General features: G+C 54.6%; 16 protein-coding genes. 8 read left to right on the forward strand and 8 right to left on the reverse strand.

Annotated elements, in window-relative coordinates:
- Window positions 1-72: 72 nt before the first annotated feature.
- Complete coding sequence (locus tag R6U41_RS00810) at window positions 73-528, forward strand: cytochrome c3 family protein (protein WP_410267942.1); 456 nt, start codon at window positions 73-75, stop codon at window positions 526-528.
- A 141-nt stretch (window positions 529-669) separates the two neighbouring features.
- Here R6U41_RS00810 and R6U41_RS00815 read toward each other — a convergent pair whose 3' ends face one another.
- The 5 genes from R6U41_RS00815 to R6U41_RS00835 form a co-directional block, all read right to left on the reverse strand.
- The gene (locus tag R6U41_RS00815) at window positions 670-2,121 is read right to left on the reverse strand and encodes a cobyrinate a,c-diamide synthase (RefSeq protein ID WP_410267943.1); all 1,452 of its coding nucleotides are present in this window, start codon (window positions 2,119-2,121) and stop codon (window positions 670-672) included.
- A 100-nt stretch (window positions 2,122-2,221) separates the two neighbouring features.
- A complete protein-coding gene (locus R6U41_RS00820) occupies window positions 2,222-2,467 on the reverse strand; it encodes a dissimilatory sulfite reductase D family protein (RefSeq protein WP_410267944.1) in 246 nt (81 codons plus the stop codon).
- A gap of 121 nt (window positions 2,468-2,588) precedes the next feature.
- A complete protein-coding gene (gene dsrB, locus R6U41_RS00825; protein WP_410267945.1) occupies window positions 2,589-3,734 on the reverse strand; it encodes a dissimilatory-type sulfite reductase subunit beta in 1,146 nt (381 codons plus the stop codon).
- A 15-nt stretch (window positions 3,735-3,749) separates the two neighbouring features.
- Window positions 3,750-5,069 (reverse strand): dissimilatory-type sulfite reductase subunit alpha, encoded by a 1,320-nt coding sequence (gene dsrA, locus R6U41_RS00830; RefSeq protein ID WP_410267946.1) that lies wholly within the window; start codon window positions 5,067-5,069, stop codon window positions 3,750-3,752.
- A 174-nt stretch (window positions 5,070-5,243) separates the two neighbouring features.
- Complete coding sequence (locus R6U41_RS00835) at window positions 5,244-5,870, reverse strand: tetratricopeptide repeat protein (RefSeq protein WP_410267947.1); 627 nt, start codon at window positions 5,868-5,870, stop codon at window positions 5,244-5,246.
- Between the two features lie 358 nt (window positions 5,871-6,228).
- Between R6U41_RS00835 and dapA the strand changes: the two genes are divergently transcribed.
- Window positions 6,229-7,263 (forward strand): 4-hydroxy-tetrahydrodipicolinate synthase, encoded by a 1,035-nt coding sequence (gene dapA, locus R6U41_RS00840; protein ID WP_410267948.1) that lies wholly within the window; start codon window positions 6,229-6,231, stop codon window positions 7,261-7,263.
- Between the two features lie 91 nt (window positions 7,264-7,354).
- Here dapA and R6U41_RS00845 read toward each other — a convergent pair whose 3' ends face one another.
- The 3 genes from R6U41_RS00845 to R6U41_RS00855 form a co-directional block, all read right to left on the reverse strand.
- Entirely contained in the window at window positions 7,355-8,161 is an 807-nt protein-coding gene (locus tag R6U41_RS00845) for a YkgJ family cysteine cluster protein (RefSeq protein WP_410267949.1), read from the reverse strand.
- Between the two features lie 218 nt (window positions 8,162-8,379).
- On the reverse strand, window positions 8,380-9,195 hold the full coding sequence (locus tag R6U41_RS00850) for an SDR family NAD(P)-dependent oxidoreductase (protein ID WP_410267950.1): 816 nt from the start codon (window positions 9,193-9,195) through the stop codon (window positions 8,380-8,382).
- Window positions 9,186-9,971: a YkgJ family cysteine cluster protein gene (locus R6U41_RS00855; RefSeq protein ID WP_410267951.1), complete on the reverse strand. Its 786-nt coding sequence runs from the start codon at window positions 9,969-9,971 to the stop codon at window positions 9,186-9,188. The genes R6U41_RS00850 and R6U41_RS00855 overlap by 10 nt, the downstream gene beginning before the upstream one ends.
- Before the next feature lie 184 nt (window positions 9,972-10,155).
- Here R6U41_RS00855 and infC point away from each other — a divergent pair, with 184 nt between their 5' ends.
- The 6 genes from infC to R6U41_RS00885 form a co-directional block, all read left to right on the forward strand.
- Window positions 10,156-10,716, forward strand: a complete 561-nt coding sequence (gene infC / locus R6U41_RS00860; protein WP_410267952.1) for a translation initiation factor IF-3 — start codon at window positions 10,156-10,158, stop codon at window positions 10,714-10,716.
- Between the two features lie 235 nt (window positions 10,717-10,951).
- On the forward strand, window positions 10,952-11,149 hold the full coding sequence (rpmI, locus tag R6U41_RS00865) for a 50S ribosomal protein L35 (RefSeq protein WP_410267953.1): 198 nt from the start codon (window positions 10,952-10,954) through the stop codon (window positions 11,147-11,149).
- Between the two features lie 27 nt (window positions 11,150-11,176).
- Window positions 11,177-11,527 (forward strand): 50S ribosomal protein L20, encoded by a 351-nt coding sequence (gene rplT, locus R6U41_RS00870; RefSeq protein ID WP_410267954.1) that lies wholly within the window; start codon window positions 11,177-11,179, stop codon window positions 11,525-11,527.
- Window positions 11,528-11,565: 38 nt separating this feature from the next.
- Window positions 11,566-12,573 (forward strand): phenylalanine--tRNA ligase subunit alpha, encoded by a 1,008-nt coding sequence (pheS, locus tag R6U41_RS00875; protein ID WP_410267955.1) that lies wholly within the window; start codon window positions 11,566-11,568, stop codon window positions 12,571-12,573.
- A 1-nt stretch (window position 12,574) separates the two neighbouring features.
- Complete coding sequence (pheT, locus tag R6U41_RS00880; protein WP_410267956.1) at window positions 12,575-14,917, forward strand: phenylalanine--tRNA ligase subunit beta; 2,343 nt, start codon at window positions 12,575-12,577, stop codon at window positions 14,915-14,917.
- Window positions 14,914-15,117, forward strand: a 204-nt coding sequence (locus tag R6U41_RS00885; protein WP_410267957.1) for a hypothetical protein, incomplete at its 3' end; no start/stop codon positions are given. The genes pheT and R6U41_RS00885, both read left to right, overlap by 4 nt.

Here is a 15,117-nt window from a genome sequence, read left to right on the forward strand (position 1 = left end):
TTTTGCGGATTGTTATAGGTGGGCGATTCCACATAAATATGCTTTTAACCAGTTTGGTGCAAGGAGGACAGAATGAAAAAACGATTTGCGATCCTGACAGCAGCTGCATGCATGGTCGCGGTATTTCTGGCTGCAGGCCTTTATGCCGGCACCGGAGACAGCTGCCCGGATGTAATCAAGATGGAAAATCAAGAAGCGTTTGAGCAGCACCGCATGCCTATTGTTGAGTTTGACCACGGCGCGCATCTCAAGGCCGATCCGGATGGATTCGGCATTGGCTGCGGTGAATGCCACCATGATGAAAACGGCGAACCCCTTGCGGATCTGAAACCCGGCGACGACGTCCAGGGCTGCTTTGAATGCCACGACGGCACAGGCGCCGGCACCCCGAAGGATTTCATGGGCCCTGCGCCTGATGCAGAGGCACTGAATTCCTACTACACCGCCGTTCACGTCAACTGCGTCGGCTGCCACAAAGAGCAGGACGGCCCAAAGACTTGCAACGAATGCCATGTAAAAGACGAATAAAGTCTGCCTGAAAGCAGCACTTTTCAATCAATCATCCATCAAAGAAAAACCCCATGGGGCAGGCGGACAATGGCACGCCCCATGGGGTTTTTCTTTGATTTGCCGGCTGATTTTTTATCTCAAAACAGCATCATACGGGCACTATTGGCCATCCTGCTGCTGATAGTCCCGGGCAGCGGCTACAAAAGCCGGCGCCCAGCCCGGCACCCCCAGGCAGTGAATATGGGTATAGGTGGCAAGCACGTTTCGATGGCAAAGCCCGTCTTTTCCATTGATGATTCCCCGTCCTTTTTCCATGGTAAACACCAGATCCGATTGCCTGCCCCGAAATTCCAGAACCCGGGAATAATGAAATTCATGGCCGCAAATCCGGGAGCCGGCCGGAAAATACAGGTTGGATTGGTTTACATCCGCAATGGTATATCCGTGGCCCTGGGGACGGCGGAAAAAACCGAAAACAAGGGGAAAGACCCCGGCCATGGGATAGGTTTCGCCCTCCAGAACAAGAACGTCTCCGAGATACATAAGCCCCCCGCACTCGGCATAAACCGGAAGCCCGGAATCGGCAGCAGCCTTGACCCTCCGGCGAAAAGCGCTGTTTTCAGAAAGACGGGCGGCATGTGTTTCCGGAAATCCACCACCCATATAAAGCCCGTGGACACCTTTTAAGTCTGAATCCAAAAGCGGGCTCAAGCATACAATCTCTGCACCCAGCGCCCTGAGGGCATCCAGGTTTTCCGGATAATAAAACTGGAAAGCCGAATCCCGGATCACACCAATTCGGAGATTTTTTCCGGATTCCAAAACGACTGCCGGGCTTTTCGGTTCTGGGGGTATGCAGGTTTGCCGGAAGCTTGCATCTTCATCTTCGTTCACCTGGAGAGGTATCTGAGCGGCCCTGCGGGCAGCCGCCACTACGCGCTCCAGGTCCACATGGGATGAAACCGCATTTGCGGCAGACGCCACAGCGCCGGCTGCCAACTCATGCTCCGGGGTCGGAATCAGCCCCATGTGCCTTTCGGGAAAATCCTGCCGGCGGAGTTTGGGAATAGCCCCGAATACGGGAACATTGCAGCGCGATTCAATACTGGTGCGCAGGATCCGTTCATGACGGGCCCCTGCCACCCGGTTTAAAATTACGCCACAGATATTGACCATGGGGTCAAAATGAAGGCAGCCCAGGATAATGGCGGCCATGGTGCGGGTGGTCTTGGTACAGTCAACACACAGGATAACCTGTGTATTTAAAAGCTTGGCCAAAGAAGCAGTAGAGGTGGTACCTTGGGCATCCAGGCCGTCGTAAAGGCCCCGATTGCCTTCGATAATGGAAAGGTCCGCATCAGCGGAATGCCTGCAGAAGGATGCTTTGACACAGGCATCGGAGAAAAGGAAAGGATCCAGGTTGTGGCACGGCCGGCCAGCGGCCAGAGCCAGCCAGCCTGCATCAATGTAGTCCGGGCCCTTTTTAAAGGGAGCAACAATATAGCCCTGCCGGGCAAGGGCTGCAATCAGGCCGATTGAAACAACAGTCTTGCCTGAGCCGCCCCGAAGGGCGGCAATCAAAACCCGGGAAATCTTTTGTGCCGGCTCCATCAAATACTATCCAGCCCACCGGCAGGAACCATCAGGCTTGCTCAAAAAATCATAGCGAATCACAAATGCGGCCTGTTCAATGCCGCGTATTGCCACGGATTTAGTCTTCATGCTCAGCGGCGGACTGCTTGCCTGCGCCTTTGAGACCATACATGGAAGTACTGCCGCTTGACCAGAACACCAAAATGCCTTCTTCCACCATCTGGGTGACAATCTTTTTGGCTTCGCGGGGCTTGGCGTCCATCATCTTGGCCAGGTCGCTGAAATAAAACTTGGACTTGGATTTGGATTTTTTCTCGATGCCATCAAGGACCTTTTGCTTGCATTCTTCGTAGTCCAGTGCCATTGGTCTGTTTCCTCATTGGTTGAATGAAATGCCGGGTTGCTGCGCATCCGCGTTGGCTGATGCGCAGCAACACCTTTGTAGCCTCACCGCCTTTTACAGCGGGTTGGGTATCGTACTTTTATTAGAACTTAAACTGCGAAGTCTGACGCCAGGTGTAGTAAGCCGGATCACGGAAATCATCAATGAGATGATGGGTGAATTCGAGCCCGGTCTTCTCGAAAAACCGTTCCCAGCCGATCCGCTCGGCCCACTCGCCCAGGCGCTCGTATTTGTTGGCGTCTGCTGCGTAGGTCTCAACGATCTTCTTGATGGTTTCCGATGTTTTCGGCCAGCGGGGCGGCTCATTGGGAATAAAGGCCACAGCCACCTTGGAGAACTTGGGCGCGGAAATCCGGTTGGAAACCTTGCCGCCGACCATCAGCACGATACCGTCGCCTTCCTTGTCGGCCAAGGGCAGACAGGGGCACATGGTATAGCAGTTGCCGCAGAACATGCAACGGCTTTGATTCACCTCGACGCTGTTTACCGTGTTGCCGTCAATCTCGACCTTCTTAGGTTTGATGGCCGCCGTAGGGCATGCGGCAATGGCAAGCGGAATTTCGCACATTTTGTCCATATACTCATGGTCAACCATGGGCGGCTTGCGGTGATAGCCCAGAATGGCAATGTCGGAACAGTGAACAGCGCCGCACATGTTAAGGCAGCATGCAAGAGAAATCCGAAGATGGGCGGGCAGCCGCATGTTCTGGAAATCCTCGAACATCGCGTCCATAACCGACTTGACAGGCCCGGATGCATCCGTTGCAGGGGTGTGGCAGTGAATCCAACCCTGGGTGTGGATAATGTTGGTAATACCTGCGCCGGTGCCGCCCACGGGAAACTTGTAGGAACCACCGGCAAACTTCCGGCCCTGCAGGTCATCGATCAACGGCTGGAGCTTGTCCTTGCTGTCAACCATGAATTCAACGTTGTTACGGGTGGTCCACCGCACATAACCCTCGCAGTGCTTGTCTGCAATTTCGCAGATTTCACGGATCAAGGAAACGCTCATGAGCCGGGCCCCGCCCACGCGAACCGTGTACACCTCGTCGCCGGTTTCGGAAACATGCACAAGCACACCAGGCTGCAGGACTTCATGATACAGCCATTTGCCCTTGTTTTTTTTGATGACCGGCGGATAAAACTCCTCGTAATTTCTCGGACCGATATCGGTAATCCGATCCTTCATCGGATTTTCGGGATCGTATCCTGAAGATATAAAAGCCATGCTCAACCCCCTTTGTTATCGCAGGTGATGTTTGCGGAATTCATTGATGTCGCGTTCCCAGCCGCCTTCGACCTCTTCTTCCTTCCAGAAGATATACGGATTGTGCCGCGGTTCCTGTACATGCTGCGGCACCGGATCTATGCCCGTGACTTCGAGCAGCTTCTGGAAGCCCTGGCGCTTCATGAGCTCGCCGAGGCGTTCGCGGTTCTTGCCCTCTTCCATCCACCAGTCCCAAATTGATTCGATAACGTCCTTGATGGCCTGGTAGTCGTCCTCTTTGTTGACCTCGACAAAAGGCACCAGCAGAGAGCCCATCTGGGCGCCGTCAAGGATGGGAGCCTTGGCGCCGACCAGGATGGAACATCCGGTCTGCTTGCCGGGACGCAGGGCGCGGGGCATAACGTTGATGCAGTGCATGCACCGGGTGCATTCCTTGTTGTCGATCTCCAGCTTGCCGTTTTCATACCACATGCATTTGGTCGGGCACAGGTCAATGACTTCCTTCTGGATATCGAACTTGCCCCAGTCACGGCCGGCATGGGCGCCGGCATTGGGCTTGAGCTCGCCTGCCACATAGGCCTTGACCGCTTCCTGGTCAATGCGGATATCGTCTTTCCAGGTACCGATAAAAGACATGTCCGCCCGGGCAATGGAGGCTACGCAGCAGTTGGGGCAGCCGTCGAACTTGAACTTGAACTTGTAGGGAAAAGCCGGCCGATGCAGCTCATCCTGGTATTCCTGGGTCAGATGGTTGCATAGGTGCTGGGTGTCATAGCATGCATATTCGCAGCGGGCTGCGCCGATACAATCCGAAGGCGTCCGCAGGTTGGAGCCCGAGCCTCCCAGGTCCTGATCCAGCTTGTGGGTCATTTCATAAAAAATTTCCTCAAGCTGCGGTGTTGTGGTTCCCAGGAAGATGATATCCCCTGTGGAGCCGTGCATGTTTGTCAGGCCGCTGCCCCGGAGCTCCCAGAGGTCGCAAAGCTGCTTCAAATATTCGGTTGAATAAAAATGGCCGGAGGGCTGGTTAACCCGCATGGTGTGGAAGTGCGCCACGCCCGGGAAATTTTTCGGCTGGTCGCAGTAACGGCCGATAACGCCGCCGCCGTAGCCGAAAACACCCACAATACCGCCGTGCTTCCAATGGGTTTCCCCGTCCTTGTAGGAAAGTTCAAGCACGCCCAGCAGGTCTTCGACGACATCCACAGGGATCTGATAGTTAATGTTGTCCGCGTTCTTTGCCCTTGACTCAGCTTCCTGTTTCATGTCCGATACAAAACTCGGCCATGGTCCGCTCTCCAGCTGATCGAGCAAGGGGGTTTCATTTTTTGCCATTGTCATACCTCCCTTTCATTAAAATTAAGCCACATGTCTATCCAGATATAAGACCCTTATACTGCTTTCTTACATCATCCATCCGTATCAACAACTATGGAATACAAAAGGTTTTCTTATAAAATGATTCAGCCCGCATTGTCAATAAAAAAGGGCGTTGCTTTGGATTTGTCTCTACACGGCGCGTGCGGTTTCAATCTCTTGAACAATCTCCGGGGCGACCTCATAACCCAGCTGCCGCGCCCGGTCACAATGATGGGAGGCTTTTTCCATATCGCCTTTTTCCAGATACGCAATGGCCAGGTTGTTGTGGGCCACGGCAAAAGTTTCATCAATTTCTATGACTTTTTGCCCGGCGGCAATGCTTTTGTCCACCTGCCCATCAAAAAGATAGGCATTGGCCAAGGTGGCATAGGCCTGGATAAAATTGGAATTATATTTGATGGCCTTTTCCAGTGCGGAAATGGCCTCGTCAATTTTGCCCTTCTGCATCTGCACAAAACCGATATTGCCCCACCCCTCGGCAAACGCGGCGCGGACTTTCACACTCTGCTGATTGTAAGCCAGGCATCCGTCAATATCGCCACGCTGCAGACAGATACCGCCCAGCTGCACGTAGGCTTCGGCAAAATTGGGACTGCACCGGATGGCCTCCTTGAATTCCTCTTCGGCCTCGTCGAATTTGCGCAGCCCCAGCAGGGCAGTGGCCAGATTGTAGTGGCTGTTGCTGCATTCCGGATTCGACATGATGGCAAAACGCTGTTCCTCGATATATTGATCCACCGTTTTTTCAGTTGTCATGAAAACTCCCCTCTGAATTTGTATTTGAACGCTTCTGATCCTGACAACTCATTGCGTTACATGCTTTTTTACAACTGGTACCCCAGATGAACGTTGTCTATTGAAACTTAAAGAAAGCCGGCACAGATTGTCAAGAAAAATCCCCTGCTCTTTGCTTTGACCCTGAATACCGATTTTTTATTTGACAGGGGATTGCCAAATTCATAATAATAAAAATCGTGCGATACAATAACTACCTATAAATTATAAATATCACATCGTCCGGTGAACGCAGTGGAAATCTGTCGTGCGACAAAGCCCGCCCGCGGATTTGCCCGGCAATGGGGATCGGTTCAGATGTGCCACAAGAGGAGGATTTATGCAGCCTGGATGTTATACTGCCCTGATTACGCCGTTTAAAAACAATGAAATTGATGAGGCGGGGATAGAAAAACTGATTTCCTTTCAACTGGCAAACGGCATTACCGGACTTCTGGCTGTGGGCACCACCGGTGAGAGCCCCACTCTGAACTGGAATGAACACATCCGCGTGATTGAACGCATTGCCGCCAACACCCGAAACCGCTGTATCTGCATTGCCGGCACCGGCAGCAACAACACCGCCGAAACCCTGGAAGCCACGAAACACGCCGTAAAATCCGGGTGCGAGGCCGTGCTGCTGGTGGATCCTTATTACAACGGCCCCAGCTCGCTGGAAATCCGGCGGGAATACGTCGCGCCGGTGGCCGCAGCCCACCCGGACACGACCATAATTCCCTACATCATACCGGGCCGCACCGGCGCCCAGATGTTTGCAGAAGACCTTGCCATCCTCTATAAAGAGCATCCCAATGTCAGCTGCGTCAAGGAGGCCACCGGCAGCCTGGACAACATGCGCCGGACCCGGCATTGTTGCGGGGACTCCTATCTGATTCTTTCCGGCGATGACGGCATCACCCATGACATGATGACAGATAAGACCATCGCCGGCGGCGGGGCGATCTCGGTGATGTCCAATATCGCTCCGGGCCCGGTAACGGAAATGATCAATTCCCTTCTCGCCGGCGACACTGATGCGGCGAAAATCCAATTTGATGCTTTAAAACCCCTGTTTGACATGGTTTCAGTAAAAACCACGGAAAAAACGCCCCACGGAGAGGTGGTCTGCCGGTCACGCAATCCGGTGCCGGTCAAAACCCTGATGCAGATCCTGGGGATGCCCGCAGGTCCCTGCCGCCGGCCCCTGGGAAAAATGACCCGGGCCGGCATGGATACGGTGCTGGCAGCAGCCCGCCGGGTGCACACGAAAAATCCCCATATCCTCCGGCCTGCGGCCGAGTTTTTCGGGGTGGACATCGACCAGCGGCTAAATGATCCGGGCGTTCTGGCGGAATTGTCCTACGAAACCTATTAAACCTGGCGTACATCCTTTTTTTCTGCAGGGGCGGGCCCATGGATCCGCCCCTGCATGTCCGGGTTATGCGGTTTAAAACTGTCTGCCTAATTCAGCTGCGTTTTCCGCGGGCCTCGGCGGCTTGCTGATTGATGGCAAATTCCTCACCCTCCTGAAACAGCACCCACTTGAGCCACCTGAAACTGAAATTTAGCAGTTCCAGTTCATCAGACCGGATTTTTTCAACGGTCGCCGGATCCACCTCGTATACGCTGAGAAACGAGCTTTCAAACACAAAGCGCCGGAACCGGTCGATGTCGTAACTGGCCGTGAAAAACATGTTCTTGGTTTTCTGGGTCAGACGGATATTGGCCGGTATGGACCGTTTCCGGACGATGAGTTCGGTCCACGGGGCATTGATGCGGTCATAAACATCCACGCCCTGATCGCTTCGCCACTGGTCAACGGTCCACTCCACGTCCTCTTCAAAGCCCCTGCAGTGGGGCTCATTAATAAAAAAATAAAAACCCTCATCGGCTTCATCCTTATGGCTCAGGGAAGCCACGCCCAAGGGGTAGTACCGGCAGGTAGTGGGTCGGTCCTCGTAGACAATGCATCCCTGGTCCTCCCGGACAAAGGGGCAAACCGGTTCTCCGGGCTGATCGTCGAGCATGCGCAGGGTCACAACCGGCAAATCGGTTTTTTCCAGTAGCTGCGGGGTGGTGTAAATGGCCAGAAAGTCATCTGAGCTCAACTCCAGGCGATTTTTCAACCGCACAATATCATAGGGGGTCAGCATGATATTAATCCCCCGGCAGCACTTGGTGAAACAGGAAATCTCCGGGTGGCACCGGAAGTGAAACCGGCTGTTGGCGTTTAGTTTTACCGGCGGAATCCCGGCATTTTCTTCGGTTTCCATTACTTGACTCCTTATTTTATAAGATAAACTATTGATAACCTTTGATGGAACCGTAAAAAGTCCAATATCTGCGTTACGCGCAATTCCTCAGAATTTCACGTACGGATAAGTACGCTGCATTCTTCGAAATTGCGCAAGCCTTGATCTTGAACTTTTTACGGCCCCATCTGAAATCAGACTTTTTACGAGCGTATCACCTTTCAAACAGACAAAACATCTCAGACCACGCCCTCGGGCATGGGGGCCACGGGTTCGCCGCCCAGAACATAGCCGCCGTCCAGCCGGATCACCGAACCGGTCATATACGGGGCATCCTTTAATAAAAACAACACCGCACGGACCACGTCATCGGTTCGCCCGGTCCGGCCCAGCAGGGTATGATCGACTATGGCCTGCTGCTGTTTTTCCGAAAGCAGCCCCCACCCCCGGGTACCTTGGGCGTGACGGGTTTGAAAAATGCCCAGCATCAGCTCATTGACCCGGACTTCGGGAGCACCCAGGCGGGCCCAGGTTTCAGTGAGCAGGGAAATGCCCCGGTTGGCCGCTGAATAGCCCTCGTTAAACAGGTGACTGGCAGGACCGCTGCGGCCCACCAATCCGGCAATAGAGGAGAAGTTGATCACACAGCCGTTGCCGCTGTTTTTCAGGTGCGGCAGGGCGGCTTCAAATACCCACTGCTTGGCCCGAAGGGTAGTGGACAGCTCCAGGTCCCACTGCTGCCGGGTATAGGGGCCGTGAACCACAGGCCACCCGCCGCGTTCAATATTGTTGATCAAAATGTCAATACCGCCGAAGTGTTCGGCCACCCGGTTAACAAACGGGGCAATGGCCGAAGTCTCCAGCAGGTTTACCCGTTGGATAAGATGGGCCGTGCCAATGGCGGCAAAGTCGCGCTGCATGGAATCCAGGGATTCCTCCCAGTCATGCCAGGTCAGTCCCAGCCTTACGCCGTGCCGGGCCAAAACCAGGCCCACAGCCTTGCCAATGCCCTTGATGCCGCCGAGCACCAGGGCGGTTTTACCGTTTAAGTCCATGGCATTTCACCCCTGGAATCCGAATCGGCTCCGGCAGTCTGCCCCGGGGCATGACACAGCATTTGCGCAGCGTATTGAAGGGCAAAGGCCAGCATCTGGTCATCGTCTTGCCCGCCTATCCCCTCTGAGGCCATCCCGATACGGCGGCAATCGGCGGCAACCGGTCCGCAAAGCGCCTGCCTGAAGGCATCCAGGTCATACAGACTCATAAAAAGCTTTTCTCCCAGCTCTCCTTTCACCGGCCCCGGAAAATGCTGCTGCTTTACGGCAATGACCCCGATCATGGCGTCATTGCCCTGATTGTAAGGCGCCAGCCCTTGATCACGGACCCATTGCCGAACGGTAACCGGATGGCCCTGATCAAATCCCCGGCAGTGCGGCTCGCAAATCAGCACATAACTTTCGGCAAGCTGCCCTGTCTGCCTGGATCGTCGAAGCATTCTGGCCAGCGGGTACATCCGGCATGAGCCGGGGCGGTTTTCATAAACCCGGCAGCCCCCGGATGTCACAAAGGGACATTTTTTCTCAGCCCCGCCGGCCGGTTTGAGCCCCACCACGGGAAGCCCGGTCTCCGGGCCGTCGTGAGAGATCGTATAGGCCCGGAGAAATTCGCCTGTGGACATTTCCAGGTGCCGGGCCAGGCGCAGCACGTCATACGGCGTCAAAAACTGGTTGAGATCCCGGCAGCAGGCATTGAAACACGGAACATGGGGACCGCACATAAAATCAAAGGCTGCGTCAATATCTACGGGGCGGATCGTGTTTGGCTCTTCCATAAACCAGCCTTTCTCCTTGTTGAAATAAACGACCCAACCATATGCATTTTCGCCTGCAGGATCAATGGATTTTTGATAAAAAACCCGGTCCTGTAACTATTTTTCCTTGCATCCTGAAACAAGTGTGTTATACATTTTTGCTCAAAATGCACAGGTCGGGGCCTCCGGGCGGCCGGCAGAAACAATGGACAAACAGGTATATTTTTCAGGGAGGTGCCAAATAGCCAAGGCAAAGACCAACGACAAACGGGTGAACATCAACAGCGAAATCAAAGCCAGAGATGTGCGGTTAATCGATGCAGAAGGCAACCAGCTCGGAGTGCTGCCCATCTCCACCGCGCTTTCCACTGCGGAAAATGCCGGGCTTGACCTGGTGGAAATTTCCCCGAATGCAAACCCGCCGGTTTGCAAAATCATGGATTACGGGCGTTTTCGATACCAGCAGGACAAAAAGCAGCAGGAAGCCCGAAAAAAGCAGGCCGCCCTGCAGGTCAAAGAGATCAAGGTGCGGCCCAAAACCGACACCCATGACCTGGATATCAAGCTGGGACACATTGAGAAATTCATCAGCAAGAAAAACAAGGTCAAGGTCACGGTCATGTTCCGGGGACGCGAGATCACCATGACCGAGCGGGGGCGCTGGGTGCTTGAACAGGTTGCCGAAAGGGCCGCGGAGTTTGCCACAGTGGAACAGTACCCCAAAATGGAGGGCCGCACCATGACCATGCTCCTGGGCCCCAAATAAAAAAGCCGGCTTTTTTTCAAAATCAGTGTTGGCAGCCGCCCGTTTAGCTTCGTGCAGAACCCGGCAGATAAGCGCGGGGAAACGTGTTTCCCGCGCTTTATATTTTTTTATTGACTGTGCTCCAAAGATATTGCATATTTTATTGTTTTTAAAATTTATTCATTGTTGCGGGATCATTTCTGCTTTAATGGAAATTTTTGTTTAAAATCGATGTTGTTTTTAAGGGAGAGCCATTATGCCGAAAATCAAAACCAACCGCGCGGCAGCCAAACGCTTTAGACGCACCGGCACAGGCAAATACATGTTTGCCAAGTCTCATGCCAGCCATATTCTGACAAAGAAAACCCGGAAACGCAAAAGAGCGCTCAGAAAACAGCAGGTTTTGGATGCAACCAACCGCAAGGCCGTCAAGCGGATGCTACCGTACGGATAAACAAGGTGCAGGCAAAGGAGTTTCACCATGCGAGTCAAAAGAGGATATAAGGCAAGACAACGCCGTAAAAAAGTGCTGAAGCTGGCCAGGGGATACCAGGGCGGCAGAAGCAAACTGTACCGCACCGCGGCCGATGCCGTGGACAAGGCGCTGGTCTACGCATACCGGGACCGCAAGGTCCGTAAACGGGACTTCCGCCGCCTCTGGATTGTTCGGATCAATGCAGGCGCGCGCATGAACAATCTGTCATACAGCAAATTCATCAACGGGCTCAAACGCGCGGATATTGAACTGGACCGCAAAGTCCTGGCTGAACTGGCCGTATCCGATCCCTATGCGTTCTCCCAACTGGCGCAGACCGCTTCAGCCCAGCTTTAACCATGCGATCTGACGGAAAAAACCGCGGGTGACCCAGCGTGAACGCCTCCATAGAAGAGATCCGAGAACAAGCCCTGTCTGAACTTCAGGCCGCCAAAGACGCCGATGCAGTCCAGGCCCTGTCGGTTGCCTACCTGGGCCGCAAAGGGCGTGTAACAGCTTTTTTGCGCAATATTTCCAGCCTGCCCGCTGAGCAGCGGCCGGCTGCCGGCAAAAGGGCCAATGAAGTCAAAAAGGAACTGGAAGCCGCTTTTTCCAACGCGCTTGAAAAACTGGCCGCATCCGGGGAAGATGACCGGGCGGCCATTGACGTATCGCTTCCCGGCCGGCCCGCCCCTGTGGGCAGCCTGCACCCGATCACCCGGATAACCCGGACCATCGCACGGATTTTTGAGCGCATGGGATTCGGCATTGCCGAAGGCCCGGAAGTGGAAGCCGATTACTACAATTTTGAAGCGCTCAATATCCCGCCGAATCATCCGGCCCGGGACATGCAAGACACATTTTACGTTTCCGACAATGTGGTTTTGCGCACCCATACCTCCCCCATCCAGGTCCGGTATATGGAAGCCCACCAGCCGCCGGTGCGCATTATTGCCCCGGGCAAGGTATACCGGTGCGACTCGGATCTGACCCACACGCCCATGTTCCACCAAGTGGAAGGGCTCTTGGTGGATGAGCAGGTCTGTTTCGGGGACCTGAAAGGCATTTTAACCGCATTTGTCCACCAGATTTTTGATCCGGATATCCGGGTGCGTTTCCGGCCCAGTTTTTTCCCATTCACCGAACCCAGCGCCGAGGTCGACATCCAGTGCGTGATCTGCCGGGGGACGGGCTGTAAGGTCTGCTCGGATACCGGCTGGCTCGAAGTGCTGGGCTGCGGGATGGTGCACCCGGCCGTGTTTGAAAATGTAGGCTATGACACCAACCGGTATTCAGGATTTGCATTCGGCATGGGCGTGGAGCGCATTGCCATGCTCAAGTACGGCATCAACGACATTCGCATGTTTTTTGAAAACGATATCCGTTTTTTGAGGCAGTTTTGAAATGAAGGTCAGCTTGGAGTGGTTACAGCAATATGTAGATATTGATATCAGCGAAAACGCCCTTGCAGACCGGCTGACCATGGCGGGCCTGGAAGTGGAGGCTGTTGTCCGGCCCCATTCCCATCTCGACGGCGTGGTGGTGGGAAAAATTGTCGAGGTCCGGCCGCATCCAGATGCAGACCGGCTTTCCTGCTGCCGGGTGGACGCGGGATCACAGACCCTGGAAATCGTCTGCGGGGCCCCCAATGCCGCCGCCGGGATGTATGTGCCCTGCGCCACGGTGGGAACAGTCCTGCCCTCGGGAATGGAAATCAAGAAAACCCGCATCCGCGGTCAGACCTCCGAGGGGATGCTCTGCAGCCAGACCGAACTGGGCCTGGGCGAAGATGCCTCCGGGCTGATGGACCTTGGGACGGAACATGCTGCCGGCACGCCCGTTGCCCGGGCCCTTGGCCTGGAAGATACGGTTTTTGAAATCGGACTGACGCCCAACCGACCCGATTGCCTCAGCCACATCGGTGTTGCCCGTGAAATCGCCGCCCTGCTCGGGAAAAAACTGCATCTGCCCGAAATCCCATTTTTGCCGGAATCCGGCGATATTGCCCAACAGACTTCCGTGACCATCGAAAACCCCGAGCTCTGCCCCAGATACGCGGCCCGGCTGGTAACCAATATCACGGTGGGGCCTTCCCCGCAATGGCTCCGGCGCCGGCTGCGGGCCGTGGATTTAAAGCCCATCAACAATATCGTGGATATCACCAACTATGTAATGATGGAAACCGGCCAACCCCTGCATGGCTTTGATTTTGACCGGCTCGAAGAAAACCGCATCGTGGTGCGCACCCCGGACAAAGAAACCGAGTTTGCCACCCTCGACGGCAAATCCCGGCAGCTTGACGCCGATACCCTGCTGATCTGCGACGGGAAAAAACCCGTGGCCATTGCCGGGGTCATGGGCGGGGAAAACTCAGAAATCCTGGAGACCACAAGCCGGGTGCTCATTGAAAGCGCCTACTTTGACCCGGTTTCCATCCGCAAAACCGCCAAGCGGCTCGGCATTTCAACGGATGCCTCATACCGGTTTGAGCGGGGCGTGGACCCTGGCGGCACCGTGTACGCCATGCAGCGCGCCGCCGTGCTCATGGCCGAACTCGGCGGGGGCCAACTGATCGGCTCATATATAGATGAACACCCCCGGCCGCCGGCCAAATCCCCCATCCGGCTGAGCACCCGCCGGACAAACCAGCATCTGGGAACCGGGCTGAACCAGTCTGAAATCACGGACCTGCTTCAAAGCGCGGCTTTTGAAATTCAGACCGTGGATACGGACCAGCTTGCTGTCACAGCGCCTTCCTATCGGGTGGATGTATTCCGGCCCGAAGACCTCATGGAGGAAGTAGCGCGGCTCTGGGGCTACAACCGCATTGCCACCACATTTCCCGGAATCACCGCCCAGGCCGAGGCGCCCGGAAAATCCCTGAGAGCCCGTGAACAAATACGCGACCGCATGGAGGGGTTCGGGTTTCATGAAACCATTCACTACAGTTTTATCAGTCATCGCGCGGCAGATCAGATGCTGCTGCCCGAAGAGGATCCCAGACGCCGGACTGAGCCTGTTTTAAATCCCTTGACCGAAGATCAGTCCGTGATGCGCACCAGTCTGCTCCCCGCTCTGCTGGAAACCGTGCAGAAAAACATCTTCCGCCAGGAAAAAACCCTGAAACTCTTTGAACAGGGCAAGGCTTTTTATCACACACAGCCCTGTGCCCTTCCCCGGGAAATTGAAATGCTGGCCGCCCTGTGGACGGGATTGCAAAAACCCCTGACCTGGCATGCCAAACCGATTGAAACCGATTTCTATGATCTAAAGGGCGTGGCCGAGGGTCTGCTGGCCGCCCTGGGAATAACAGACGGGGATTTTTCAGCACTGCCCGCATCGGCCTGCAGCTATACCCAGCCGGGGAAAACCGCCCAGATCCGCTGCAAAGACACTTTCCTTGGCATCATTGGGGAAATCCGGCCCGCTGTTCTGGAAAAATTCGATATTCACCAGCCGGTCTTCGCCCTTGAACTTCACATGGAAGCCCTGGTGCCGTTTGTTCCCGAAGCCGCCCAATTTGTTCCGGTTCCGAAATTTCCGGCCGTAACCCGGGATATTACGCTCATTGTCGACCAGGGCGTGGAAGGCAGACAAATCCTCGATCATCTTCGAAAGGCCAAAAAGGAGAGCTGGGCAGGACTCCCTACACAGAGTGGGATGAAGTTCCTGGCTGGATCTACGCCTAATTTTTTTTCAAAATGTGGCAGACTTTTAGAGATATGCTCTAAAGGCTGTAAGCAATGACAAATAAAAATGCCGTGATAATTGCCCATGGAGACTTGGACGGAGTAGCCTCCGCTGGAGTCCTGTGGCATAAAATTCACGAAGATTACGATAGAATTGAGACGATCTGGAGTCAGCCTTATTGGCTCGCAGATTCGCAACATACAGGCGATCTAAGTATGTATGACAGGATCTTTATCGTCGATATCGCACTGAACAAC

It is taken from the genome of Desulfosalsimonas sp., from assembly GCF_046483245.1.
In the GTDB taxonomy this organism is placed as follows: domain Bacteria; phylum Desulfobacterota; class Desulfobacteria; order Desulfobacterales; family Desulfosalsimonadaceae; genus Desulfosalsimonas.

Excerpts from the sequence above, each read along its gene's own strand:
- rplT (WP_410267954.1), top strand. The coding sequence starts at position 11,177 with ATGCGAGTCAAAAGAGGATATAAGGCAAGACAACGCCGTAAAAAAGTG.
- R6U41_RS00835 (WP_410267947.1), bottom strand. The coding sequence starts at position 5,870 with ATGACAACTGAAAAAACGGTGGATCAATATATCGAGGAACAGCGTTTT.
- R6U41_RS00855 (WP_410267951.1), bottom strand. The coding sequence starts at position 9,971 with ATGGAAGAGCCAAACACGATCCGCCCCGTAGATATTGACGCAGCCTTT.
- infC (WP_410267952.1), top strand. The coding sequence starts at position 10,156 with ATGGACAAACAGGTATATTTTTCAGGGAGGTGCCAAATAGCCAAGGCA.
- R6U41_RS00845 (WP_410267949.1), bottom strand. The coding sequence starts at position 8,161 with ATGGAAACCGAAGAAAATGCCGGGATTCCGCCGGTAAAACTAAACGCC.
- R6U41_RS00815 (WP_410267943.1), bottom strand. The coding sequence starts at position 2,121 with ATGGAGCCGGCACAAAAGATTTCCCGGGTTTTGATTGCCGCCCTTCGG.
- rpmI (WP_410267953.1), top strand. The coding sequence starts at position 10,952 with ATGCCGAAAATCAAAACCAACCGCGCGGCAGCCAAACGCTTTAGACGC.
- R6U41_RS00810 (WP_410267942.1), top strand. The coding sequence starts at position 73 with ATGAAAAAACGATTTGCGATCCTGACAGCAGCTGCATGCATGGTCGCG.
- dsrA (WP_410267946.1), bottom strand. The coding sequence starts at position 5,069 with ATGGCAAAAAATGAAACCCCCTTGCTCGATCAGCTGGAGAGCGGACCA.
- pheT (WP_410267956.1), top strand. The coding sequence starts at position 12,575 with ATGAAGGTCAGCTTGGAGTGGTTACAGCAATATGTAGATATTGATATC.
- dsrB (WP_410267945.1), bottom strand. The coding sequence starts at position 3,734 with ATGGCTTTTATATCTTCAGGATACGATCCCGAAAATCCGATGAAGGAT.
- R6U41_RS00850 (WP_410267950.1), bottom strand. The coding sequence starts at position 9,195 with ATGGACTTAAACGGTAAAACCGCCCTGGTGCTCGGCGGCATCAAGGGC.
- R6U41_RS00820 (WP_410267944.1), bottom strand. The coding sequence starts at position 2,467 with ATGGCACTGGACTACGAAGAATGCAAGCAAAAGGTCCTTGATGGCATC.
- dapA (WP_410267948.1), top strand. The coding sequence starts at position 6,229 with ATGCAGCCTGGATGTTATACTGCCCTGATTACGCCGTTTAAAAACAAT.